The organism is Bradyrhizobium sp., from assembly GCF_052389815.1.
Classification (GTDB): Bacteria; Pseudomonadota; Alphaproteobacteria; order Rhizobiales; family Xanthobacteraceae; genus Bradyrhizobium.
Map to the genome: position 1 here is coordinate 26803 of NZ_JBQTHN010000020.1, position 24221 is coordinate 51023.

Below are 24221 nucleotides of genomic sequence, written 5' to 3' on the forward strand. Positions count from 1 at the left end.
CCAAGGCTTCGGCGCGACAAGCGCGGTGAGCGGCGAAGAGGCGCGCACTCAGTTCGTATTGATCCGGAAACGCAGCTGCTTCGGGCCGACCAGCGTGACGAAATCGCCCTGCCGCCGCCAGGTCGCGGCATCGCTCAAAGCGGCGAGCAGCTCGTCGTCGGCCTGCGCGCGCTCCGGCGGACAGCTGCGGTTCTCCATCGCGCCGGGGACGAAGACGATGGTGTTGCCGGCGACCGAGAACTGACCCTTGCCGCCCTTGCACCAGAGCTCGATCACGACCTCGCCATGGTCGCCGATCTCGAGCGAGGGAATGCGCTTGGAGCCCGGCATGCGCGCCGCCTCCAGCGTCATCTCGAGGCCGAACGGGAATTCCTGGGCATTGACCGGCGCGTTACCGGCCAGGAGACCGGCCACGAGCGCGGCCAGTGAAACGGCGGCGGCGAACTTCAAACGAGGCGTGACGAAGTCCATGCATCCTCTCGAAATGGGGTGCGGCGGTCGCGCCCTTGTATGGAACGAATGCGACCTTGGCCAGTCCGGCCGGCGCGGAAAAGTGATGGCGGGGCACAGGCAACGACCGCGCAAGCACGGCCCCGCCGGGTTGACTTGCCGCCTGCGAAGCGCCAACGCTCTTCCGACTACCGGCCGGCAGCCCTAGTTTCCGTAGCTTTTCGCCCGCCTTCTCAGGGCCTTTCGCCCGATTTTCCGGAGATACCATCGGTGAAGAACATCCGCGCGACGCTCGCGACCGTATGGCGGATCGCGTCCCCCTATTTCCGCTCCGAGGACAAATGGGCCGGCCGCGGCCTGCTCGCGGCGGTGATCGCCATCGAGCTGTCGCTGGTCGCGATCGACGTGCTGATCAACCAGTGGAACAACCGCTTCTACAACGCGCTGCAGGACAAGAACTGGGACACCTTCGTCCGGGAGTTCGGGGTGTTCTGCGTGCTCGCCAGCCTCGCCGTGGTGCTGTCGGTCTACAAGCTCTATCTCAATCAATGGCTGCAGATCCGCTGGCGCAGCTGGCTGACCCGCCACTACCTCGGCGAATGGCTGGCCGGGCCCAATCACTATCGCATGCAGCTGCAGGGCGATGCGGCCGACAACCCCGACCAGCGCATGACCGACGACGTCAAGCTGTTCGTCGAGCGCACCATGGATATCGGCATCGGGCTCCTCAGCGCGGTCGTTTCGCTGGCTTCCTTCGTGGTGATCCTGTGGGGCCTGTCGGCGGCGGCACCGCTGCATCTGTTCGGCACCGAGTTTTCGATTCCCGGCTATCTGGTCTGGGGCGCGCTGATCTACGCCATCTTCGGCACGGCGCTGACGCAATGGATCGGTTCGCCTTTGGTCAATCTCGACTTCGAACAGCAGCGGCGCGAAGCGGATTTCCGCTTCAACCTGGTGCGCGTGCGCGAAAATTCCGAGCAGATCGCGCTGATGCAAGGCGAAGGCGCCGAGCGTGAGCGGCTGATGCACCGCTTCGGCCGTGTCATCGCCAACTGGTACGCCATCATGAGCCGCACCAAGCGGCTCACTTTCTTCACCCAGAGTTACGCACAGGCGGCCGTCGTATTCCCCTACGCGCTGGTGGCGCCGGCCTATTTCGCCGGGAAGGTCCAGCTCGGCGGCATGATGCAGACGGCGTCCGCCTTCGACAGCGTCTACAGGTCGCTGTCGTTCTTCGTCTCGATCTACCGCAGCCTCGCCGAATGGCGCGCGGTGGTGGCCCGCCTCGACGGTTTCGAGATGTCGATCGAAAGCTCGCGGCACTTGGCGGCAAGCCCGTCCTCGGTGCGCCATGCGGCCGGCGCTGGCGAGGCGATCGAGCTCAAGCAATTGCTGGTGCGGCTGCCGCACGGCGCGCCGGTGGTGGCGGCAGACGCGCTCAGCCTGAAGAACGGCGAACGCGCGCTGATCACGGGACCATCGGGCTCGGGCAAGTCGACGCTGTTCCGTGCCATTGCCGGCATCTGGCCGTTCGGCGACGGGCGGGTAACGATTCCGGCAGGCGCCACGCTGATGATGCTGCCGCAGCGGCCCTACTTCCCGATCGGCTCGCTGCATGCGGCGGTGGTCTATCCGGCCGAGGCCGGCGCGTTCGACGTCGAGAAGGTCAAGCAGGTGCTGACGGATGTCGGGCTTCCCCAACTCGCAGCCCGGCTGCATGAGGAGGCGCACTGGAACCGGATGCTGTCGCTCGGCGAGCAGCAGCGGCTCGGCGTCGCGCGTGCACTGCTGCACAAGCCGACATTCCTGTTCCTCGACGAGGCGACCGCCTCGCTGGATGAGCCGTCGGAAGCCGCGCTCTACCGCCTGCTCGGCGAAAGGCTGCCGGCCACCACCGTGGTCTCGATCGGCCACCGCTCGACCCTCGAGGCCTTCCATACGCGCCGGCTCGCGCTGGTCCGCGATGGCGAGCACTTTGCGCTGCGCGAGAAGGTGCCGGTGGCGTAGCCGCCGGGTGGCCTATCCGCCTGCACCAACGTGTCCTGCAAAGCAAAGGGGCGGCAGATCGCTCTGCCGCCCCTTCGGTCCGTTGAAGCTCGGTCCGCTTACTTCAGGTTGGTCATCGCGGTCAGGTCGGCCGAGAACCTGACGATGCCGGCCGCGCCGCACCAGTTCGAACCGACACCCGACGGATTGATCGGGGTGACGAAGGTACCAAGCGTGGTTCCGTTGATATCGCCGCGAGCCGCGAAGTCGCTGGTGAAGGCGTTGCAGTCGCCCTTCGACAGGTTGGTGTCGGAGTAGCGGAAGTCGAGCGTGAACACCTTGTAGGTGAAGCCGACGCCGATGTTCCAGGTGTTGTAGTCGGCATAGTCGATGCCGTTCGGGAACGCAGCGACCCCGTAGAAGGAGTCCGAGGTGCCCAGCCACTGGCGACCGAATTCACCCGACACATACATGCCGATGCCGGTGGCGCCGAACCAGCTGCTCGGCGCGATCGCCTTGCCGACGACCGAGGCGTAGGTGCCCGCCGCGCCGCTGTTCAGGAAGCTCGGCGTGTAATAGACGTTGCCGCCCATCGAGAAATTGTCGTTGAAGGTGTAGTTCGCCTTGCCGTAGACCTCGAAGAAGCTGAGGTCCTTCTTGATGACGTTGGCGTTGGTCAGAGCGTTGATTTGGCACTCGGTGCTGAGTGGGACGCCGGCGAAATCGGTGGTCGCGCCGAAGCCGTAGTGGCAGGTGCCGCCCGGATACAGGTAGCCCCAGGCGCCGACGTCGAAGGCGAATTGCCCGACCGTCAGGCGGGCGCCGCCGTAAGCGTCGATTTCGGCTGCTGCCCGGTTCGGGAAGGAGATGCTGGCCCCGCCGAGGCCGACATAGAGCTGGAAGTCCTTGGTGACGTTGTAGCGCGGCTCGAAATAGACGCTGACCGAGGGCTTGTGGTTGGACTGGGTGATGCCGCGGAAGACGTAGTCGTTGGTGATGGCGGCGCCGAAGGCGAAATCCCAGGGATCGAACGGAGCCGGCGGCGGCACCTTGGCCTTCACCGGCATATCGGCGGCCAGCGCGGTGCTCGCAGTTACCGCCAGCACGGCGGCGGCCAGAACAAGTTTCTTCATGACGATCCCCATCTCTTCTTGAACAGCCGGGCCTCGTTGCCCCTTGAGATCGAAGACCGGCTGCGACCAAATCTCGTGGCCAATCTGGTCCGGGGCACACATGCCGTGAAGAAAAAAATGCAAGCAACTGCCGCCTTTTTAGGCGTTTGCGGCTTTTCGCAGAATGTTGTTGGCAGGTGTTGCATTCCCACCACAATTTTGACCGGTTCGGGCCCGGCGCAGCGATGCACGGCGGCCACGCTTGGCCCGCCCGAGACGACCGCCGCGCCGAATCAAGGCGCCCGTAGAACGACGCGGAAATGCAAAAGCCGCAGCGTTTCCGCTGCGGCTTGCAACCATCCATGCCCTGACGCGGGCGGGGCTAGTGGCTGTCGCCGCCGCTGTCCGAACCGCCGGAGCTCCAGCCGGGAGCGGGACTGGGGCTCGCCCAGCTCGGCGCGGGTGCAGGCTCGGCTTGCGCGGCGGGGGCCGGTGCCGGAGCGGGCTTGGGCGCAGCCTTCCTCTTCGGCGCGCTCTTCTTCCTGGCGGCCTTCTTCGGCGCGGCTTTCTTCGGCGCGGCTTTCTTGGCGGACTTCTTCGCGGCCTTCTTTGCCGATTTCTTCGCTGACTTCTTCGCAGCCTTCTTGGCTGACTTCTTTGCGCCCTTCTTCTTTTTCGCCGCTACGGCCTTCTTGGCTTTCTTCGCCTTCTTGGCCTTCTTAGCTTTCTTCGCCTTCTTCGCCATTTTGATCATCCTCCTGTTGCCGCCGATCAATGACTATCGGACGAGCCGGATCGCCGCTTCTTTGCTTCGCCGTCAGTTCAGCGCTGGCCGTGGACCTCCCGTCGCCCAATCGAGAAGCTCAATCGTATGCACCACAGGAACTGACGTACCACCGGCAATCTGCACCATGCAGCCGATATTGCCCGCAGCGATCACATCCGGCTCGACACTTGCGATGTTGGCGACCTTGCGATCGCGCAACCTGCCCGCAAGCTCGGGCTGGAGAATGTTGTATGTCCCCGCCGAACCGCAACACAAATGGCTCTCGGGCACATCTTTCACCACGAATCCATTCTTGGAAAGCAATTCTTTCGGCGCGGCCGTTATTTTCTGCCCGTGCTGCAGCGAACAGGCGGCGTGATAGGCGACCTTCACCTCGCCGTTCTGGTTCGACGGCTTCAGTTCGATGCCGGCGAGATACTCGCTGATGTCCTTCGTCATCGCCGAGATCTGCGCGGCGGGCGCAGCGTAGTCGCGATCCTCGCGCAGCATGTAGCCGTAGTCCTTGACGACCGTGCCGCAGCCCGACGTCGTCACCAGGATGGCGTCGAGCCCGCCCTGTTCCGCTTCCCGCCGCCAGGCCGTGACGTTGGCGCGCGCGCGGGAAAGGGCATCATGATCGTCGCCCATGTGATGCGTGAGCGCGCCGCAGCATTGCTCGTCTTTCGCCAGCACCACCTCGATGCCGTGACGGGTCAGCAGGTTGATCGCGGCCTGGTTGATGCGCGGCGCCAGCACTTGCTGGGCACAGCCCTGCAGCAGCGCGACGCGTCCGCGCAGCTCGCCTTGTGCAGGAAATACGCTGCCCGGAACCGGCCCCGGTGGCGGCAGGCGTCCCGGCGCCAGCGCCAGCATCGCCTTGATTCGGCTGAACAAAGTCGGGGTGACCGACCCCGGCTTTGAAGCCGGCAGCAGCGCCGCAAAGGGCCGGCCGAGCCGCGCCAGCCACATGCTGTAGCGGAACAGATCGGGCCGCGGCAGCACCCAGGCGAGCACCTTGCGCAGTCCCCGCTCGACGAGCGGCCGCTTATAGTCGCGCGCGATCCGCACCCGCGCCTGATCGACCAGATGCATGTAGTGCACGCCGGACGGACAGGTGGTCATGCAGGCGAGGCAGGAGAGGCAGCGGTCGATATGCTTGACCACCTCGGCGGTCGGCTTCTCGTCCTTCTCGAGCATCTGCTTGATCAGGTAGATGCGGCCTCGGGGGCTGTCGAGCTCGTCGCCGAGCAGCACATAGGTCGGACAGGTCGCGGTACAGAAGCCGCAATGCACGCAGGCGCGCAGGATCCGGTCGGCTTCCTTGATGTCGGGATCGGCGAGCTGGGCCAGCGAAAATTCGGTCTTCATGCTTGGGTTCCCCGCGCCATCCGGCCGCGGTTGAGAATGTTCCTCGGATCGAAACTCTGCCGCACCCGCTCACCGAGCGCGGCAAGCCCGGCGGCCTGCGGCTGGAATACGTCGAGCTGGCGGCGCACTTCTTCGGACGCTCGGATCAGCGTGGCATGGCCGCCGGCAGCCTCGACGCGGCTGCGCACAATTCCGGCCTGCGCGTCCGGCTTCGGCGGCACGGCCGCCCAAATCAGCCCGCCGCCCCAATCGTAGATCACATCTCCGCCGCTCTCCCGGGCAAGCCGCTGGCCGAGCGCGCCGCCGGACGCCGGCGGGCACACGATCCGCCACACCGGCCAGGCGCCGAGCGCGCCATCGGCGGCAAAGGGCAGCACGTCGCGGATGGCGTTCCAGACCTCGGTCGAGGCGTTGTCCTCGATGAGCTCGGCAGCGCCAAACTCCGCCACAAGTCTCGTCAGCGACGCGGCGCGACTGGCAGCCGAGGCCTCGATTCCCTCCAGCCGCAGCAGCGTCACCGCCTGCCCCTGCGATGCCAGCGCGGCCAGCGTCCCATTGGCGGGGCGGAATACCGAGCCTGGCAGGTGGGCGGCACTCGACACATCGAAGGGCGAGCCGAGCGCAGCCGTCATGGCGCGGCCCGCGGCGATATCGTCGAGCCCGCGCAGCATAAGCGTGCGCTCGGCCTCGGGGCGCGGCATCACCTTCAGCGTCACCTCGGTCATGACCGCGAGCGTGCCCCAGGAGCCGGTGAGCAATTTGCAGAGATCGTAGCCGGTGACGTTCTTCACCACCTTGCCGCCGGTCTTGAAGCTGTCGCCGAACCCGCTCACCGCATGGGCGCCGAGCAGATGATCCCGCGCCCCACCGGCCTTGACGCGGCGGGGGCCGGCGAGGCCGGCGCCGATCATGCCGCCGATGGTGCCGACCCCCGCGGTGCCGAGCAGCGCGGCCGTGTCCATCGGGTCGAAGGCGAATTGCTGATTCTTGGCGTCGATCAGCGATTTGACGTCGGCCAGCGGCGCGCCGGCCTGAACCGTGATGATCAACTCGCTCGGCTCATAGGAAGAGACGGCGTTGAGCGCGGAAAGATCGAGCACCGCATTGGTCGCCATCGGCTGGCCGATCTGGCGTTTGGAGCCATGGCCGACGATTTCCAGCGGCTGCACATTGGCAATCGCTGCGCGCACCACCTGCTCGACGTCCTGGGCGTCACGTACTTTCAGCGTATCCACGGAATCCACTTGTTCTGCTTGTCATCGTCCGCGAAGGCGGACGATCCAGTAATCACCGGCACTGCGAGAGAGCCTCTTCGGCGCGGCGTACTGGATACCCCGCCTTCGCGGGGTATGACGACCTGAAAAACGGGAAAGCTCATCGTTAAAACCGCGGGATATCCGGAAACGCCAGTTTCCCGCCGTGCACATGCATGCGGCCGAGCTCGGCGCAGCGGTGCAGGGTCGGAAACACCTTTCCCGGATTGAGCAGGCCATCCGCGTCGAAGGCGCATTTCAGGCGCTGCTGCTGGTTGAGGTCGATCTCGCTGAACATCTCCGGCATCAGGTCGCGCTTCTCGATGCCGACGCCGTGCTCGCCGGTGAGCACGCCGCCGAGCTCGACGCAGCAGCGCAGGATGTCGGCGCCGAAGGCCTCGGCCCGCTCCATCTCGCCGGGCTTGTTGGCATCGTAGAGAATCAGCGGATGCAGATTGCCGTCGCCGGCATGGAACACGTTGGCGACGCCGAGGCCGTATTTTTCCGAAAGCTCGCGGATACGGGTCAGCGCCTTCGGCAGCGCGCCGCGCGGGATGGTGCCGTCCATGCAGAGATAGTCCGGCGAGATGCGCCCGACCGCGGGGAAGGCCGCCTTGCGGCCGGCCCAGAACAGGTTGCGCTCGGCCTCGTTGGTGGAGATCTGCAATGTGACGGAGCCGCAGGCTTTCGCAATCGCCTCGACACGCCCGATCAGCTCGTCGACCTCGACGCCGGGACCGTCGAGCTCGATGATCAGCAGCGCCTCGACGTCGAGCGGGTAGCCGGCATGGACGAATGCTTCCGCGGCGTGGATCGCGGGCTTGTCCATCATCTCCATGCCGCCGGGGATGATGCCGGCGCCGATGATGCGCGCGACGCATTCGCCGGCCGCCTCCACTTGTGCGAAGCCGACCATCAGCGCGCGCGCCGTCTCCGGCTTCTGCAGGATGCGCACGGTGATCTCGGTGATGACGCCGAGCAAGCCTTCGGAGCCGGTGATGATGCCCATCAGGTCGTAGCCGGAATTCTCCGCCGACTTGCCGCCGATCCGGAGGATTTCGCCCGAGATCAGCACGATCTCGCAGCCAAGCACGTTGTTGGTGGTCATGCCGTATTTCAGGCAATGCACGCCGCCGGAATTCTCCGCGACGTTGCCGCCGATCGAGCAGGCGATCTGCGACGACGGATCGGGCGCGTAGTAGAAGCCGGCATGCGCCACCGCCTGGCTGATGGCGAGGTTGGTAACGCCGGGCTCGGTGACGACCACGCGGTTGTCGAAATCGATCTCGCGGATGCGCTTGAATTTGCCCAGCCCCAGCAGCACGGCGTCCTTGAGCGGCAGCGCGCCGCCGGACAGCGAGGTGCCGGAGCCGCGCGGCACCACCTTGATGCCCTGCTCCTGGCAGTATTTCAGAACCCTGGAGACCTGCTCGGTGGTATCGGGCAGCACGACGACCATCGGCGGCTGGCGGTAGGCGGTGAGCCCGTCGGACTCATAAGGAATCATCTCGGCGGCGCTGTCGATCACGCCCTCGCCCGGCACGATGGCGCGAAGGGCCGCCACGATGGCGTCGCGCCGGGCGAGCACCGCCTCGTCCGCTGCCGGCATCATGATCGCCATGTCGCTCCTCCGCTCGCCGATTTGTGATGACATATCAAGCACGTCTGGCGGGGTTTGGGTAGGCGGCCGAAGGACGGATGGACATGCGGGAAAATTGCTGGAAAAACCCTCCCGCCGTCATGAAACCGGCCGCCCGCGGCAGACTTGTTAACGGCGCGCCGGCCATGGCAAGACCGGCGGTCACCAACCCGCAAGAGATGAAGAGCACCCCATGAAGAAACTGACCCTGAGCACGCTGATTTTCATTGCGGCGTCCACTGCCGCCTCCAGCGCGCTGGCGCAGGATGCCGACGCCGGCAAGACCTCGTTCAACAAGTGCCTGGCCTGCCACGCCGTCGGCGAGGGCGCCAAGAACAAGGTCGGCCCGGTGCTGAACGGCCTCGAGGGCCGCAAGTCCGGCACGGTCGAGGGCTATTCCTATTCCGAGGCGAACAAGAACTCCGGCATCACCTGGAGCAAGGACACCTTCCTCGAATACATCAAGGACCCCAAGGCGAAGATCCCCGGCACCAAGATGGTGTTCGCCGGCATCAAGAAGGAGGACGAGGCGAACAACCTCTGGGCCTACCTGGCGAAGTTCGACAAGGACGGCAAGACGAAGTAGCCGCGCCTCACCGCCTCGCCCAGCGCGCCCGCGCCTGCTCTTCCGGCGTGGTGGTCGGCACGAAGGGATCGGCATAGCAACGCGCGCCGGCGGCGCGCGCGATGCGGCCGACGCTCTCGGTCATCGCCGGCGCACCCGAGGTGTAGACCACGGTGTCCGGCGACAGCGGCGGCAGATGGTCGGTCGGCCGGCCGGCGCGGATCGCCGGGAAATCGCGCTGCGGCTCGGCGACGACCGGGATGATCGTGACATTGGGAAACCGCGCGAGGCGACACAGCGCGGCATGGCTGTAGAGCGAGCGCAGCTCGCGCGCCGCGACGATGAACGTCAGCTCACGCTCCGGCCGCTCCGTGATCGCGGCCACCGCGATCGACCACAGCGGCGCAAATCCGGTGCCGCCCGCCACCAGCACAATGGGCCCGCGATGATTGCGGCGCAGGAAGGCGCTGCCGAACGGCCCGGTCAATTTGACGCGGTGGCCGGGGCGGATGTCGCGGCCGAGCGCAGCGGACACCTTGCCTTCCGCAAGCCTGCGGATGTGGAAGTGCATGACGTACTCATCGGCGCGGACTTCCAGCGGATAGGTCGGGCTATAGGAGCGCGCCGGAAAGCCGCGGAAGGAAAGCTTGCAGAACTGGCCGGGCAGGAAGCCGAGCGGCTTATCCACCTCGATGGTGACGCCGGCGATCTCGGGTGCCAGCCGCACGATGTCGGCAACCTGCCCTGAAATCGTCAGCGGATCGGGCACGTCCTCGGTGAAAATCCTGATGTCGGAGACGATGCGCGCCTGGCAGGCATGGATCATGTCGTCGCCCGGCTCATGGCCGCCGAACACCCTTCCTTCCACCAGGCGCACGCGGCAGGCGCCGCACATCCCGGCGCGGCAATCGTGCGGCAGCTCGACGCCGTTCATCAGCGCCCAGTCCAGCAGGAGATCGCCAGCATTGGCGAGATAGCGCTCGCCGTTGAACCTGACCTCGCAGATCCGCCGCATCATTCCACCTCCAGCCGGATCGGGCGGACGTGGCGGGTATGGCGGATCTGGCTATGGTCGAAGGCGGCAACGCGCATGAAGACGCCGCTTCCGATGGCAACGTCGTAGGAGCTTGCGGTGTCGACCCGGCGCGCCACCTCCAGCGACCAGCGGCCGGCGGCCCAGCGGCTTGCGCATCTGACGTCGGCGCGGTCGCCGGAATACTCGCCGGAGACAATTACGCCGGGAATGACCGACCCGACCGGCACGCGCGCATCGAGCTCGGGCGCGAAAGGCAGCGACTCCACTTCGCTCATGTACCAGCGCGAGCCGGCGCTCTCGCCATGATCCGGATCGAGATGGATGTCGCCCATTGCCTCCTTCATCGCTGCGGGATCGCGCGGCAGGCGGCGCGGCACGAGGGTGCGGTCGGCAGCGGCGCCGGCGACGAAATTGTCCGAATGGCTGGCGCTGCCCGGATCGGGCGCATAGCCGCCCTTGTAGGGCGCAAGGCCCCTCTCCTGCTGTGGCGTCGGCGGCAATGGCGGGCCGAAATGGCCGTCGTCGATCCAGCCGGCCGCACCGCCGCTGGTCGCCTTCCACAGCCAGACGTCGACCGCGCCGATGCCGTCTGCCGTGTAGTGCAACCCGCGGCCGGTCATGGTGGCGGGCCTGTCGGCCAGCGGCCGGGGGCTGGCGTGAAAGGTGCGGTCGCCGCCGATGGTCACGTCGGCGCGGGTGAACAGCACGGAGAACTTGTCCTCGTTGAAGTCGCGCTCGTCGCCGTTCTCCAAGCCGTTGTGCAGCAGATGCCAGCCGTCGGCCTCCTTGAGCAGCGGCAGGTGCTTCAGCGAGCGCGTCGGGTCGTCCCAGGTGAACAGGAAGTAGGCCCAGGTGCCGTCGTGCGCGGCGCGGATGTCGATACGCGCTTCACCCTTGCCATCGAAATTGTCGCCATGATGGGTGGTCAGCGTGACGGGGCGGATATTGCGCCAGACCCGATCGGACGTGTCGCCGTCGAGCAACGGCGTATCGGAGCTCGCGATGCGGTGCACCCGCAGGCGATCGACGCCGAGACGGTCGCTGGCGACGAGCAGCGAGGCGCCCGTCATCGCGACCGCCGCGGCCACGACCAGCGGGTTGGCCTCGAGCGTGGCGCGGCGTTGTCCTCGCCTGAGCGGATGGACGGGCCACGGCGCTTCGGACGGATGATCCGGCTGCAGACGCGCCTCCGGCGCGTGCGTTTCCTCGCGCGCGGCTTCCGCCTGCGGCGGCGCCGACCGCTCGGCGAGCATGGCCAGCAGAGTGGCCGCATCGAGCGGCGGCGGCGGTGGCGACAGACGCGAGGGACGGAAGATGCGGAGCAGTTGCGCCAGTCCGCCAAGTCTTGCATGCGCCAGCACATGCAGGGCAACGAGCGCCGTCAGCGACCAGGTCGCGTACCAGTGCAGCATCGCCACGGGATGGCCGGCGAAAAGGCCGAAATAGAGCATGCCGCCACTCGTCAGCAGCGCAAGGACGGTGGCGAAGAGCGCCCAGGTGAGCACGGTGTTGAGCGCGCGCAGCCTCACCTGCGCGTTGCCGAACAGCCCGCGCAAGCGCACCCGATCGAGCCGCACCCGCACGGTGAGTCCGGAGCGGACGAGATAGACCGCGTAAGCCAGCGACAACGCGGCCAGCAGCAGCGCCGCCTGCATGTGCGGCACCCAGACATTTGCACGCGGCAGCACGGCGTCGAGGAAATTGAGCCATTGCCGGTTCGGCGCTTCCGTCGCCATCCGCAAGCCCGTGACGAAGGCAACGCCGAGCCCGGCGGCAAACAGCCAGTGCAGCATCACCGTTCCAAAGTCGGTCCTGCGATCCTTCATGGACGCACTCCATTCCCGGACCGCGTCACCTCCGGCAGGCGACCGCGACGTTCGCACCGCAATTGGCTCACCCCCATTTCACGTCGCGCTCCCGCGGGAGCGGAAAATGCGATGCTCGTCGGACGAAGCGCGCCGACGCCGGCGGCTCGATGCAGCGGGACTCAAATCCGCATCGAGCCGCCGACAGCGCCGGTCTTCCCCCGAAACGTGCGGGCAGCGCTTGAACCCGAGGGTTGTTTCGCATCGTGGCACCTTTCGGACGACACGCAGGTCATTGCGTGCCCAAGCAAGGTAATAGCCCGACCAATCGGTGACGGGCGCGCCGCGCCATCACTACGCCGCCGTTTCTCCAAGCATCGAGGTGGCCGGCGTCGCATTGCCGCCGGAAAATGGTCGGCTTCGATTTCTAGCAAGCTATCGTCGACTCCAGGGGAAGCGCAGAAGGCGCATGGGTATGAGTACCGCGTACAACCACGCCCGGCTGGCGACAGCCGCCGGGCTGTCGGGCCTGCTTTCGCAGCCTCCGTCCGACGATCCCGTCGCCGCGCGGCTGCATGAAAGCGCGCGGCGCATGGTGGGGATCGCCGTGTTCAGCGGCGTCGTCAACCTCCTGATGCTGTCGGGCTCGCTTTACATGCTGCAGGTCTACGACCGCGTGATCCCGAGCCGCAGCGTCGCAACCCTGATCGGACTGTCGCTGATGGTGCTGTCGGCCTATCTGATGCAGGGCTATTTCGATGCGCTGCGCTCGCGCATGCTGTGCCGGGTGGCGACGCTGTTCGACGCCGGCCTGCAGGAGCATATCCACAACGCGCTCGCCACGCTGCCGCTGCGCGGCGCCAAGCCGGTGCTGATGCAGCAGCCGCTGCGCGATCTCGACCAGATCCGCGTCTTCATGTCCGGCATGGGCCCGACCGCCTTCCTCGACATGCCCTGGATTCCGATCTTCCTGATCGCGCTGTTCCTGTTTCACCCGCTGATCGGCTTCACCGCGCTTGCCGGCACCATCGCGATCGTCGCCATGACGCTGCTGTCCGAACGGCTGTCGCGCGGCGCGGCCAAGGCGGCGATGGACTTGAGCGCGCAGCGCCAGGTGCTGGCCGATGCGACGCAGCGCAATGCCGAGGTGATCCGCGCGCTCGGCATGCTCGACCGCTTCACGGCGCGCTGGTCGCGCGCCAATGAGCGTTATCTGCAGGAGAACATCCGCGCCAGCGACGTCTCGGCCAATCTCGGATCGGGCGCGAGGGTGCTGCGCTATGTGCTGCAATCCGGCATGCTCGGGCTCGGGGCCTGGCTCGTCGTGGTCGACAAGGCTTCCGGCGGCGTCATGATCGCCTCTTCCATCATGATGGGCCGCGCGCTGGCGCCGGTCGAGGTGGCGCTGAGCACATGGAAGCAGCTCATCGCCGCGCAGCAGGGCGTCAGGCGGCTGCGCGATATCTGCAAGGCGACCGCACTGCCCGCGGCGCCTCCGGTCGAGCTGCCGCGACCGAGCCGCGAATTGTCGGTGCAGAATCTCTCGGTCACCGCTCCCGGCATGGACCGGCCGATCGTCACCAACGTGTCGTTCGCGCTGTCCGCCGGCATGGGGCTCGCGCTGCTCGGGGCCAGCGCCTCCGGCAAGACCTCGCTCTCCAAGGCGCTGGTCGGCATATGGCCGGCGCTGTCGGGCGTGGTGCGGCTCGACGGCGGCGCGCTCGACCAATGGCGGAGCGGCGATCTCGGCCGCTATGTCGGCTACCTGCCGCAGGACGTCGCGCTGTTCGACGGCACGGTGGCGGAGAATATCTGCCGCTTCGACGAGAGCGCCGCGTCGGAGGCGATCCTGAAGGCGGCGCGGATCGCCGGCGTGCACGACATCATCCTGCGCCTGCCGGACGGCTATGCCACAAGGGTCGGCGCCGGCGGCATGTCGCTCTCGGCGGGCCAGCGCCAGCGCATCGGGCTCGCGCGGGCCGTGTTCGGCGACCCCTTTCTGATCGTGCTCGACGAGCCCAACGCCAATCTCGACACGGAAGGCGAGCAGGCGTTGACCCGTGCGATCCAGGCGATGCGCGCCGCCGGCAGCATCGTCATCGTGATCTCGCATCGACCGAGCGCGCTGGCCGCGCTCGACATGGCACTGGTGCTCTATGACGGCAAGGCGATCGCCTTCGGCCGTCGCGACGAGGTATTTGCGCGCGTCAGCGCCGCAGGGCAACAGGTTGTGGCCCAACGCTCCGCTGCCGCGCCCAAGGTTGCGCGCCGCGCGGCTTCGCTCGAAGGAGCCGCATCGTGAGCGGTCATCGTAATTTCGGTGACGACGTACTGGAGCATCCGCGCCGCGAGGTGCCGCGCGACGTCGGGCCGCAAGGCGAGGCCCTGATCCTGGAATTGCAGCGGCTGCGCCGGGCCTTCGAGCGCGACCAATGGAACGAGACGCAGGCGGCGCCGCGCCGCCCGCCGCCAAGGGAATCGCGGCCCGCCGCCGGTCAACGCCGCGCGCCAAGGAAGCCGCGCAAGCGCGGGATGGTCCGCGTGATCGAGATGTGCCTCGAGCAGCTGGGGCTGGGCGCGAGCGCACCGCCTGCCCGGCGCACGCAACCACCGACACGTTCGTCCGCTCCGCCGTCCCCGCCTCCACCCTTGCCGCCGCAAGCCGCGCCCAAGCCGCGCCAGAAGAAGCCGGTCACGCCGGTCGCCCCCGTCGCGATGGACTTGGCAAAGATGGACCTGGCAAGACCGGTGCCGGAAATTTCCGCCGCGATCCCGCCGGTGCGCACCGAGGCTGCCGCGGCGGCGCCACCGCACCTCGCGACCCCGCGCAAGGCGGACACCCGCCTCGGGCAGCTCGTCGTGCAATGCCGCAGCGGCGTCGCCGACCTGCTCTCGCCGGAAGAACCGGCAAAGGAGGGCGACAATCTGGCGTCCGCGACGGGGCGCACCTATGCGCGCGAACTGAAGGTCGGGCTGCGGGTGCTGGTCGCAACAACCGTAGTCGCCGGCGGCTGGGCCGCGCTGGTGCCGCTCGCCGGCGCCGTCGTGGTGCCCGGCAATCTCGTGGTGCAGTCCAACGTCAAGGCGATCCAGCACCCGACCGGCGGGGTGGTTGCGGAAATCCCCGTGCGCAACGGCATGCGCGTCAAGGCCGGCGATCTCCTGCTGCGGCTCGATGCGACACAGGCACAGGCGAGCCTGCAGGTGATCAGCAGGCAGCTCGACGAATTCCGCGCCCGCGACGCGCGGCTGGCCGCCGAGCGCGACGGCCTCGCCCGGCCCGATCTGCACGAGGAGCTCGCGCCGCGGATCGGCGAGAGCGCGGTGAAGAACCTGCTCGCCGCGGAATCGACCCTGTTCCAGGCCCGCGCCACCGCACGCGAGAGCCAGAAGGGACTGTTGCGCAACCGCATCGCGCAGCTCAACGAGGAAATCGCGGGGCTGGAGGCCCAGGTCGGCTCGAAAGCCAAGCAGCTCGAGTTGATCGCGGGCGAATTGACCGGCGTGCAGGACCTCTACGACAAGCGCCTCGTGCCGCTGCCGCGGCTGACGGCGCTGCAGCGCGAGAGCGCGCGCATCGAGGGCGAACGCGGACAGCTGATCTCGGCCATCGCCGAGACCAAGGCCAAGATCAGCGAGGCCCAGCTGCAGAGCGTGCGCATCGACCAGGAGTTCCGCACCGACATCGTCAGGGAGCTCGGCGAGGTCAGAGGCAAGGAAGCCGAGCTGGTGGAACGCGGCGTCGCTGCGCGCGACCTGCTCGACCGCATCGAAATGCGCGCGCCCGCTTCCGGCCTCGTCCATCAGCTCAACGTGCATACCATCGGCGGCGTGATCCGCGGCGGCGACACCGTCATGGAGGTGGTGCCCGACGCCGACGATCTGCAGATCGAGGCGCGCTTGCAGCCGGCCGACATCGATCAGGTGCGGATCGGACAGAAGGCGTTCACGCGCTTTCCGGCCTTCAACCAGCGCACGACCCCCGAGGTCGCGGGTGTCGTCAGCTTCATCTCGGCCGATATCAGCCGCGAGCAGAGCGGCAATGGCGGCTATTTCACCGTGCGCGTGACGTTGCCCGAGGAAGAGCGGCGGCGCCTCGCCGGCCTGCATCTGGTGTCCGGCATGCCGGCGGAAGTCTTCATGCAGACCGGCAGCCGCACCATGCTGAGCTATCTGTTCAAGCCGATCACCGACCAGTTGCAGCGCGCCTTCGTCGAGCGGTGAACGGCGCTGGATTCTTGCTTTAACGCGTTTTCTTCACGCGAACCGGTGTCCACTTCGCTTGAAAACGCTCTATTTCGCCGCCGCGGTTTCCGTGCCCTGGACGAGACGGCCCGCCATCGCCTCGATCTCGGCGACCACGAGTTCGGGCGCGGCGTACTGGATCATGTGGCCGACGCCGTTGAGCACGATCAGCTTGGTATTCTTTGCCGTCTTCGCCAGCGGCTGCGAGTGGATATGGGTCGAGACGGTCTTGTCGACGTCGCCGGCAATGATGGTGATCGGCACGGTGATATTTGCATAGCGCGGCGCCTGCTCGGCCATGGCCGCGCGCAATGTCACGAGATCCCAGGCGTTGGCGACGAATTCGCGCGGTCGCAGCAACAGGCGCGTGGCGCTGTCCTTCACAAATCCCTCCGGCATCGCCTGCGGCGCGAACACACTGCGCGAACCGGACTCGGCGAGCAGCAGGCCAAGCGGCAGCGTGATGGTGTGCGCCAGCAGCGGGCCGATTACCGGGGCGGTGACGGCGTAATTGTACTGGCTGACGCCGCCGGGCCAGGGATAGGCGACCGGCGCAAGCATCATCAAGCCGGCGACGCGCTCGGGATGATCGAGCGCAAGGCGCAGGGCCAGCGCGCCGCTCCAGGAATGCGCGACCACGATCGAAGGCGGCACGCCGAGCTTCTTCAGCGCCTCTGCGATCATGCGGGCCTGCGGCTCGGGCGTGGAATCGGCAACACTCGCGCGCGAGCTCCAGCCATGGCCGGGCCGATCCACCAGGATCACGCGATGGCTTTGCGCCAGCCGATCGGCCAGCGGGCGCATCACTTCGAGATTGGAGCTGGCGCCATGCAGCATCACGATCGGCGTCGCGCCGCGCGGCCCGAACTCCACGACGTGCAGCCTGGCGCCTTCGACCTCGACCATCCGCCCCTGCGCCGGATGTGCGCGTTCCGCAAGCACGGCGCCGGTCCACGTGACCAGCGCCAGGGTGGCAAGCGCGGCCAGCGCGATCAGCAAGAACATGAAGAGGATCCGGACGGGATGGGGCACGGAAAAACTACGGGCATGACACACCCCGGTTTCGCTGCGGCAGGGCCGAGTTGTCCACAACTACCCGATCCTGTGGATAGCGGGTTCACATCCCCGTAATTGCCCGGTGCTCTTATTCGCAAGCGCCATTTTTGCCACGTGTGGGTTGCACCAAAGACACATGTCGTCTGCCCGGTCTGTCCCCGCAATGCACAGGAACGGGACCGACGGCAAAGCGTAGAAGGCGAATAAGTGGAGGGATTTCAATGCGTACCCTGAACGAAGCGGCCATCGACAAGATCGTGGCAGCCTGTGACGGCGACCTGCGGGGGGCGCTACGGGCACTCTTGCTGGTCAACGAGCAACTCGAAGCGGAGCTGGCGCAGCTTTACGCCGTCGTCTCGCCGGGCGGTCTTGCCCTGCGCAACAACCCTGCCCTGCACTGATCGAGGGAAGTCAGTCCTTCTTCTCTCCCGCGGCCGGCTCCGGTTCCGGTGGGCAAGCACTGATACCGGAACGCGCGAGCTTCGCGTCGTCGAGTGACTTGTACGGGCCCGACGCGAACGAGGTCTTGTACTCGCTTCCGCCGCCGGCATAGGCGGGAAGCCCGAAGATCACCGGCTGGCTGGTTTCGATGTTGCACTTGCCGGTGCTGCGGTCGCCAGCCACCCAGTATTGAGCGTAGCTCGCTGTCGCGAATGCGGCCGACATGATGCCGGCAAGCAGCAGGGATTTCATGGTCTGCTCCATTGCAATGGGCCTTGCGACATAGGTCGCGCGGGAAGGGCGAACCTTCCAGTCCGGAGCAACATCCATCGCACGCAGTGGTTAATTCAGGCCGACTAAATCTCGCGGCCTTCGACCTTTTCGGTCAGCGACTTCACGAGGTCGGGCACCTTCTCCAGGTGCGGATTGACGGCCAGCGCCTTGCGGAAGGCGTCCAGCGCGCGCTTGTCGTCGCCGACCTCCTGCATGATCATGCCAAGGCCCGCCAGCGCGCCGAAATGGCGGGGCTCACGGGCCAGGACCTGCTGGATATCCTGCATGGAGCGGACATAGTCATCCTTCAGGTAATAGAGCGTCGCGCGCCGGTTCCAGGCTTCGGTGTAATCCGGGCGCAGCCTGACCAGGGAATCGAGCAGCTTCAGCGCCACGTCCATCTTCTGAGCTTCCATCGCCGTCTTGGCGCGGGTCATGAGCAGCGCGGCGGTATCGCTCGGCGTCTGCATCCACATCGCCCAGATCCTCGCCTCGACATGGCGGGCGCTGGCCGCATCGGGCGCAGCCTTCAGCGCGCCGAACAGGAAATCGAGCCCCTTGGTGCGGTCCGCGCCAACCTTCGGCAGCTTGCTGGGGGCTTCCGGCGGCCTTTTCCTGGCATCTGGGGGAACCACCTGCGCAAACGACGACCCCGGCAGGGCAGCCAGCATCGCGGCAGCGAGGATAGCCACGCCGGTACGTCGAACCCGTGGGAATCTAAAACCCATGAACCAAGTCTAGACGCGAAAAATCGCGCTGCAAAGCAGCGCGATCCTCAAACCCGAGTGAATTGAGAGGGCCGAGCTTAGCCCTGACGGGCCTTGAAGCGGCGCTGGACCTTGTTGATCACATAGACCCGGCCCTTGCGGCGGACCAGACGGTTGGCGCGATGGCGGCCGCGCAGCGATTTCAGCGAGTTACGGACCTTCATGGGACAATCCTGATAGTAAAGTTGAAAGGCCGTGGCTCGCGCCCGAACCTGATTAGCTGCCAAGCTGGCGAATTGGGATTTTGCCCGGCGGGCGAACCGCCCGGGAACGGGGCGGTTTCTAAGCCATCCAAGCCAAATGTCAACCGAAACGGGCCGTTTTGGGAGTGGTTTTGGCTTGAGAATCCCGCCTCTTAGCCGTCGTTCCGGGGCGATGCGCAAGCATCGAACCCGGAACCTCGAGATTCCGGGTTCGGTCCTACGGACCGCCCCGGAATGACGGACCCAATCACTGGCAGAACAAGTCCATCGGGAATTCGACCATGGCCTCACCGGTGGCGACCTTTTCGCCGTGCTGGTTCTTCACCACGACATCGATCAGCACCCAGCGGGACTTTGCGGTCGATTGCTTTGCCTTGATGACCCCGGAAGGCTGGATCAGGTCGCCCGGCTTCACCGGCTTGACCCATCGCGTCTCGAGCCTGCGGTGGACGGCGCCGGCGGGATAGGCCCAGTCGGTGATCATGCGCGAGATCAGCCCGAAATTGTTCATGCCGTGCATGATGATCCCGCCGAAATTGGTCTTGCCGAAACTGCTCTTCATGTACTCGTCGTCGAGATGCAGCGGGTTGTAGTCGAGCGAGGCGTCGCAGAACAGGCGGATGGATTCCCGCGTCACCGCGAATTTCGGCCCGTCGATCATATCGCCGGCGGAAAGGCTGTCGAACGTGGTCGTCATCGCGCTCCCCTCCTCACACTTCGCGGTTCAATTGGGCCGAATCGTCCAGCCGCGGCCGGAACAGATTACGTCGCCCTTCTGGTTGAAGAAGACGTTGTCGTGAACGACGAACAACCTTTCGCGCTTGATGAACTTGTCGAGTGCGCGGGCCTGAAGGGTGATGACATCGCCCGGCCGCGCCGGGATGTTGTAGCTCCAGGATTGCCCGGCATTGACGGTGCCGGGCGAGCGCATCCAGTCGTCGGCCGGCGTGCAGGAGAACATCAGGAGGATGTGGATCGAGGGCGGCGCGATCAGCCCGCCATAGCGGGTGGTCCTGGCGTAAGCCTCGTCGAAATAGAGCGGATGGGTCTCGCCGACCGCACGGCAGTAGAGCTCGATCGCCTCCCTGGTCAGCGTGTAGGGAATGGTCTTGCGCGGCACGCCCGGGACGATCTCGTCCCAGACCTTGCGCAAATTGGCGTCCTTCCAGAAATCGGTCTCGAAGGCCTGCGATTGCGCCATGCCGTCCTCCCGTTTTTGCGGTCTGGTTCTGCATCCAAAATCGCGAAAACAACCCCATGCAAAGTAGGATGCCTCGCTTGAAAACGCTCCAATGCCGTCTTGCGAAATTTGTTATATAGTATAATCAATTTTCCGGAACCCAAAATCAAGCCGTCCGCGCGCGCCTAGAGGAAACCATGCCCAAACTGAAATTGCCCGACATCGAGAAAGTCGTCGCCATCGACATCCATACCCACGCGGAAGAACCCTGCGGCTGTCATGCCGACGACGGCTATGACGATTTCCAGGCGCGGATGGCGGAATATTTCGGCTCGCCGAACAAGCATCCGCCCACGGTGCCGGAAACGGCGGCATACTATCGCGCGAAAAACATCGCGGCGGTGATCTTCCCGGTCGATGCCGAGCGCGAGACCGGTTTCCGCCGCTACAACAATTACGAGATGCTGGAAGCCGCTTCCGAGCATCTCGACGTTCTCATCCCCTTCGTCAGCATCGATCCGCACAAGGGCAAGCTCGGGGTGCGCGAGGCGAAGAGGCTGATCGAGGAATACGGCGTCCGCGGCTTCAAATTCCATCCGACCATGCAGGGCTTCTACGCCAACGACCGCATGGCCTACCCGCTCTATGAAGCGATCAACGACGGCGGCGCGATCGCGCTGTTCCACACCGGGCAGACCGGCGTCGGCTCGGGCATGCCCGGCGGCATGGGGATGCGGCTGAAATATTCCAACCCGATGTACATGGACGACGTCGCGGCCGATTTCCCCGACCTGAAGATCATCCTCGCCCATCCCTCCTTCCCCTGGCAGGAGGAGGCGCTGTCGGTCGCGACCCACAAGCCGAACGTCTATATCGACCTCTCCGGCTGGTCGCCGAAATACTTCCCGCCGATTCTGGTGCGCTACATCAACTCGATCCTGCAGGACAAGATGCTGTTCGGCTCGGACTGGCCGGTGATCACGCCGGACCGCTGGCTGTCCGACTTCGCCAAGCTCGAGATCCGCGAGGAAATCCGCCCGAAAGTGATGAAGGCCAACGCGAGAAAGCTGCTAAACATCTAGCAGCCTTCTTCTGAGCCGGGGTGATGCCGTGACCATCAAAGCCGTCGTGTTCGATGCCTATGGCACGCTGTATGACGTGCAGTCGGTCGCCGATATCACCGAGGAGACATTCCCCGGCTACGGCGAGATCATCACCCAGGTCTGGCGCATCAAGCAGCTCGAATACACCTGGCTGCGCTCCCTGATGCGGCAGTACCGGGATTTTTCCGTCGTCACCCGCGACGCCCTCGTCTACACGCTGAGATGTCTCGGCCTCGAATACGACGATGCGTCGTTCGCGCGCATCATGGAAAAGTACCTGCATCTCGATCTCTATCCGGACGCCCTGCTGGCGCTGGAGGCGATGGCCGAGAAGAAGCTCGCGATCCTCTCCAACGGCAGCCCGGACATGCTGAACGCGCTGGTGCGCAACAGCGGCCTGCGTCCCATTCTGGATGCCGTGATCAGTGTCGATGCAATCCGTATCTTCAAGCCGAGCCCGGAGGTCTATGCGCTGATCGAATCCACCCTGAAGATTCCCCCGGCCGAAGTCCTGTTCGTCTCCTCCAATCCCTGGGATGCCTGCGCCGCCAAATCGTTCGGGCTCAACGTCGCCTGGATCGAGCGGGTGACGCCGGAGGCGATGGCGCTGGCGTGCCTGGAAAGCGAGACGCTGCCGCCGCTCACCATGTTCAAGGCGATCCGCACCCAGATGGATGAGCTCGGTTTCGAGCCCGACCATCGCATCCGCACGTTGTCGGAATTGCCGAGACTGGTTTCCGGAAGGTAATCCCCCATGAGCATCGAATCCGTCCGCGCCTTCTTTGCGGAGAAGGCGCCGGAGATCACTGTGATCGAGTCGGCGACCAGCTCGGCGACGGTCACGCTCGCTGCCGAAGCCTACGGCGTCGAGCCCGGGCGGATCGCGAAGACGCTGTCGCTGCGCGTCGGCGATCGCGTGGTGTTGATCGTCGCCAGCGGCACCGCCCGCATGGACAACAAGAAGGTCAAGGCGGCCTTCGGCGGCAAGCCGAAAATGCTCGGGCTCGAGGAAGTGGCCGATATCACCGGCCACGAGGTCGGCGGCGTCTGCCCGTTCGGCCTGAAGGCGCCGCTGCCGGTCTATTGCGACGTGTCGCTGAAAGCCTACGACATCGTCGTGCCGGCGGCCGGCTCCACTCACTCGGCGGTGCGTATCACGCCGCAGCGGATGGCGGAGCTCACCGACGCGGAGTGGGTGGACGTCTGCCAGGCGCCGGCGGAAGCGCAGGCCTAATCATAGTCGTCATACCAGGGGTTGGACGGCTGCCGCGGCACGGCTTGCGGTCGCGCGGGCGGCGGCGCAGCACGCGCACGCGGCGGCGATTGTGGGACTACGCGCGCGGTGTCGGTCGGCGGGCCGGCGGCGTTCGATTCGAACACCGCGCGGCAGCCGGTGGAAAGCTGCGGCGTGTTGGCGCGCAGGCACGACACGATGCGGTTGACGTCGGGTATCTGGTCGCCGCACAGCCGCCACACATCGGGCGTGCAGGCCATCTGCTGTTCCCAGGTACCGCGATATTCCTGCGACCACGCCGCGCTCGTGGCGAGAATCGAAATGGCGCAGGTAAGGACGATCCGTTGCATCCGCATGCCGGGAGCCCTTTCTTCTCGGGTTGCTTCGGGTTCGAGACGGCACGCGTGTTCATGCGCAACGCCCGCGTGAAGCCTGTCCAATGAATGAGGCCCGCGAAGGTTCTTGCTCACAACAAAACGTGAAGGAACTCTTCTTGCCGGAGCATGATCTTGTCGGAAAACCGGTACCCACTTTGCGCTAACGCGGCCCTTCGGGTCCGGATCGTGCTCATTCGACCTTGCCGATCTTCTTCACCGCCGCAATCAGCCGCGCGCTGTCGTCGGCAACGAACTTCGCGAACTCCGGCGCATCGAGATACGCAACCGGGCTGCCGGCGTTCGCGAAGGTCTTCACCACCTCCGGCGCCTTCACCGCCTCCCCCATCGCCTTGCGCAGCTGCGCCATGATCGGCGCGGGCAGCGCGCTCTGCGCGAACAGGCCGGCCCAGATGTAGAACTCGACGTCCTTGTAGCCGAGCTCCCTGAAGGTCGGCAGGTTGGGAAAACTCGCGATACGTTCGGCGCCCCAGTTGGCGAGCACGCGCAGCTTGCCGTCGTCGACCTGTTGCTTCAGTACGCCCGGGGCCGAGGCCAGCGCCTGCACGGTGCCGCCGAGCAGCGCGGTCAGCGCAGGCGCAGCGCCGCGGAACGGCACGTGCTGGAGCTTGATGCCGGCGCTCGCCGCAAACATCTCCATCGCGATGTGCAGCGTACCGTAGGGACCGGAGGAGCCGTAGGGAATCAGCCCGGGCCGCGCCTTGGCGTCTTCCACGAAATCCTTCAGCGTCTTCCAGGGCGCAGACGCCGGCACCGCGAGCAACGTCGGATCGGCGAGCACGCGCGCGATCGGTGCGAACTGCGATACCTCATAGGCCACCGGCCGGTTGAACAGGCGGTCGGCCTCCGGCAGCACGGCGAGCGAAGACAGCGTCATCAACAGCGTATAGCCGTCCGGCTCGGCACGGGCGGCGGCGGCATTGCCGACCGATCCGCCGCCACCGCCCGCGCGGTTGTCGACGATCACGGATTTGCCGAGGGTCTTCTCCAGCGCAGCCGCCACCGGCCGCGCCGCGAGATCGGCCTGCCCGCCGGCCGGAAACGGCACGATCATGGTGATGTTGCGGGAGGGATAGGGCGCGCTTTGTGCCACCGCGCTATTGGAGAGCGCGGCAGGCACCAGCGGCAGTGCGGCGGCAGCCTTCAACAATTCGCGGCGGTTCATCGGCGGTCTCCTCCCAAGCCTTGTTTTGTTTGGCAGCAGCCTACCCGAAAACCTGTAGGGTGGGCAAAGCGGAAGAGGCTGGGCAAATATTCAATCGGCCATCGACGCAGTAGAAATCCATTCGCAGTCCGACGCCATAGCGCCGAAAATATTCTGTTGCCGTCATTGCGCAAGCAGTG

Annotated in this window: 24 protein-coding genes; 8 read left to right on the forward strand and 16 right to left on the reverse strand. The window is 66.0% G+C overall.

Translation table 11 applies throughout. The annotated features are described in order from the left end of the window. Positions 1 to 48: 48 nt before the first annotated feature. Positions 49 to 471 carry an META domain-containing protein gene (locus ACT4OC_RS05190; protein WP_444837900.1) on the reverse strand — a complete coding sequence of 141 codons (423 nt, stop codon included), beginning with the start codon at positions 469 to 471 and terminating at the stop codon, positions 49 to 51. 249 nt (positions 472 to 720) lie between these two features. On the opposite strand from ACT4OC_RS05190, the gene ACT4OC_RS05195 reads away from it, so the two are divergent. Further along, positions 721 to 2457: an ABC transporter ATP-binding protein/permease gene (locus tag ACT4OC_RS05195; RefSeq protein WP_444837901.1), complete on the forward strand. Its 1737-nt coding sequence runs from the start codon at positions 721 to 723 to the stop codon at positions 2455 to 2457. A 98-nt stretch (positions 2458 to 2555) separates the two neighbouring features. Here the strand turns inward: ACT4OC_RS05195 and ACT4OC_RS05200 are convergent, their stop codons facing one another. The 5 genes from ACT4OC_RS05200 to ACT4OC_RS05220 form a co-directional block, all read right to left on the reverse strand. Next, positions 2556 to 3569: a TorF family putative porin gene (locus ACT4OC_RS05200; protein ID WP_444837902.1), complete on the reverse strand. Its 1014-nt coding sequence runs from the start codon at positions 3567 to 3569 to the stop codon at positions 2556 to 2558. 361 nt (positions 3570 to 3930) lie between these two features. Continuing rightward, complete coding sequence (locus tag ACT4OC_RS05205; RefSeq protein ID WP_444837903.1) at positions 3931 to 4293, reverse strand: hypothetical protein; 363 nt, start codon at positions 4291 to 4293, stop codon at positions 3931 to 3933. 72 nt (positions 4294 to 4365) lie between these two features. After that, a complete protein-coding gene (gene glcF / locus ACT4OC_RS05210; RefSeq protein WP_444837904.1) occupies positions 4366 to 5682 on the reverse strand; it encodes a glycolate oxidase subunit GlcF in 1317 nt (438 codons plus the stop codon). After that, on the reverse strand, positions 5679 to 6917 hold the full coding sequence (locus tag ACT4OC_RS05215; protein WP_444837905.1) for an FAD-binding protein: 1239 nt from the start codon (positions 6915 to 6917) through the stop codon (positions 5679 to 5681). The genes glcF and ACT4OC_RS05215 overlap by 4 nt, the downstream gene beginning before the upstream one ends. Before the next feature lie 145 nt (positions 6918 to 7062). Continuing rightward, positions 7063 to 8556, reverse strand: a complete 1494-nt coding sequence (locus ACT4OC_RS05220; protein ID WP_444837906.1) for an FAD-linked oxidase C-terminal domain-containing protein — start codon at positions 8554 to 8556, stop codon at positions 7063 to 7065. A 211-nt stretch (positions 8557 to 8767) separates the two neighbouring features. On the opposite strand from ACT4OC_RS05220, the gene cycA reads away from it, so the two are divergent. Beyond that, the gene (gene cycA, locus ACT4OC_RS05225) at positions 8768 to 9160 is read left to right on the forward strand and encodes a cytochrome c-550 CycA (protein ID WP_444837907.1); all 393 of its coding nucleotides are present in this window, start codon (positions 8768 to 8770) and stop codon (positions 9158 to 9160) included. 7 nt (positions 9161 to 9167) lie between these two features. On the opposite strand, the gene ACT4OC_RS05230 is transcribed toward cycA, so the two are convergent. Together ACT4OC_RS05230 and ACT4OC_RS05235 are read right to left on the reverse strand one after the other, a co-directional pair. Next, the gene (locus ACT4OC_RS05230; protein WP_444837908.1) at positions 9168 to 10157 is read right to left on the reverse strand and encodes a 2Fe-2S iron-sulfur cluster-binding protein; all 990 of its coding nucleotides are present in this window, start codon (positions 10155 to 10157) and stop codon (positions 9168 to 9170) included. After that, positions 10154 to 12001, reverse strand: coding sequence for an ethylbenzene dehydrogenase-related protein (locus ACT4OC_RS05235; protein ID WP_444837909.1), 1848 nt, complete (start codon positions 11999 to 12001; stop codon positions 10154 to 10156). Before ACT4OC_RS05235 ends, ACT4OC_RS05230 begins: the two co-directional genes overlap by 4 nt. 571 nt (positions 12002 to 12572) lie before the next feature. Here ACT4OC_RS05235 and ACT4OC_RS05240 point away from each other — a divergent pair. Both ACT4OC_RS05240 and ACT4OC_RS05245 read left to right on the forward strand, forming a co-directional pair. Further along, complete coding sequence (locus tag ACT4OC_RS05240; protein WP_444837923.1) at positions 12573 to 14282, forward strand: type I secretion system permease/ATPase; 1710 nt, start codon at positions 12573 to 12575, stop codon at positions 14280 to 14282. Next, on the forward strand, positions 14279 to 16204 hold the full coding sequence (locus ACT4OC_RS05245; protein ID WP_444837910.1) for an HlyD family type I secretion periplasmic adaptor subunit: 1926 nt from the start codon (positions 14279 to 14281) through the stop codon (positions 16202 to 16204). Before ACT4OC_RS05240 ends, ACT4OC_RS05245 begins: the two co-directional genes overlap by 4 nt. A gap of 69 nt (positions 16205 to 16273) precedes the next feature. Here the strand turns inward: ACT4OC_RS05245 and ACT4OC_RS05250 are convergent, their stop codons facing one another. Then, entirely contained in the window at positions 16274 to 17230 is a 957-nt protein-coding gene (locus ACT4OC_RS05250) for an alpha/beta fold hydrolase (protein WP_444837911.1), read from the reverse strand. A gap of 266 nt (positions 17231 to 17496) precedes the next feature. On the opposite strand from ACT4OC_RS05250, the gene ACT4OC_RS05255 reads away from it, so the two are divergent. Continuing rightward, a complete protein-coding gene (locus ACT4OC_RS05255; protein ID WP_444837924.1) occupies positions 17497 to 17682 on the forward strand; it encodes a hypothetical protein in 186 nt (61 codons plus the stop codon). Positions 17683 to 17692: 10 nt separating this feature from the next. On the opposite strand, the gene ACT4OC_RS05260 is transcribed toward ACT4OC_RS05255, so the two are convergent. From ACT4OC_RS05260 to ACT4OC_RS05280, 5 genes are all read right to left on the reverse strand, one after another. After that, a complete protein-coding gene (locus ACT4OC_RS05260) occupies positions 17693 to 17974 on the reverse strand; it encodes a hypothetical protein (RefSeq protein ID WP_444837912.1) in 282 nt (93 codons plus the stop codon). Between the two features lie 104 nt (positions 17975 to 18078). Next, positions 18079 to 18723 carry a tetratricopeptide repeat protein gene (locus ACT4OC_RS05265; RefSeq protein WP_444837913.1) on the reverse strand — a complete coding sequence of 215 codons (645 nt, stop codon included), beginning with the start codon at positions 18721 to 18723 and terminating at the stop codon, positions 18079 to 18081. A 77-nt stretch (positions 18724 to 18800) separates the two neighbouring features. After that, positions 18801 to 18926 (reverse strand): type B 50S ribosomal protein L36, encoded by a 126-nt coding sequence (ykgO, locus tag ACT4OC_RS05270; RefSeq protein ID WP_006611362.1) that lies wholly within the window; start codon positions 18924 to 18926, stop codon positions 18801 to 18803. A gap of 286 nt (positions 18927 to 19212) precedes the next feature. Next, positions 19213 to 19662 (reverse strand): MaoC family dehydratase, encoded by a 450-nt coding sequence (locus ACT4OC_RS05275; protein ID WP_444837914.1) that lies wholly within the window; start codon positions 19660 to 19662, stop codon positions 19213 to 19215. Positions 19663 to 19689: 27 nt separating this feature from the next. Then, positions 19690 to 20166 carry a MaoC family dehydratase gene (locus tag ACT4OC_RS05280; protein ID WP_444837915.1) on the reverse strand — a complete coding sequence of 159 codons (477 nt, stop codon included), beginning with the start codon at positions 20164 to 20166 and terminating at the stop codon, positions 19690 to 19692. A gap of 176 nt (positions 20167 to 20342) precedes the next feature. Here ACT4OC_RS05280 and ACT4OC_RS05285 point away from each other — a divergent pair, with 176 nt between their 5' ends. The 3 genes from ACT4OC_RS05285 to ACT4OC_RS05295 are packed head-to-tail and all read left to right on the forward strand — an operon-like array spanning position 20343 to position 22482. After that, positions 20343 to 21227 (forward strand): amidohydrolase family protein, encoded by an 885-nt coding sequence (locus ACT4OC_RS05285; RefSeq protein WP_444837916.1) that lies wholly within the window; start codon positions 20343 to 20345, stop codon positions 21225 to 21227. Positions 21228 to 21255: 28 nt separating this feature from the next. After that, complete coding sequence (locus ACT4OC_RS05290) at positions 21256 to 21996, forward strand: haloacid dehalogenase type II (RefSeq protein ID WP_444837917.1); 741 nt, start codon at positions 21256 to 21258, stop codon at positions 21994 to 21996. A gap of 6 nt (positions 21997 to 22002) precedes the next feature. Further along, positions 22003 to 22482: a YbaK/EbsC family protein gene (locus ACT4OC_RS05295; RefSeq protein WP_444837918.1), complete on the forward strand. Its 480-nt coding sequence runs from the start codon at positions 22003 to 22005 to the stop codon at positions 22480 to 22482. On the opposite strand, the gene ACT4OC_RS05300 is transcribed toward ACT4OC_RS05295, so the two are convergent. After that, the gene (locus tag ACT4OC_RS05300) at positions 22479 to 22838 is read right to left on the reverse strand and encodes a hypothetical protein (protein WP_444837919.1); all 360 of its coding nucleotides are present in this window, start codon (positions 22836 to 22838) and stop codon (positions 22479 to 22481) included. The genes ACT4OC_RS05295 and ACT4OC_RS05300 overlap by 4 nt on opposite strands. A gap of 211 nt (positions 22839 to 23049) precedes the next feature. Further along, positions 23050 to 24042 (reverse strand): tripartite tricarboxylate transporter substrate binding protein, encoded by a 993-nt coding sequence (locus tag ACT4OC_RS05305; RefSeq protein ID WP_444837920.1) that lies wholly within the window; start codon positions 24040 to 24042, stop codon positions 23050 to 23052. Positions 24043 to 24221: the final 179 nt, after the last annotated feature.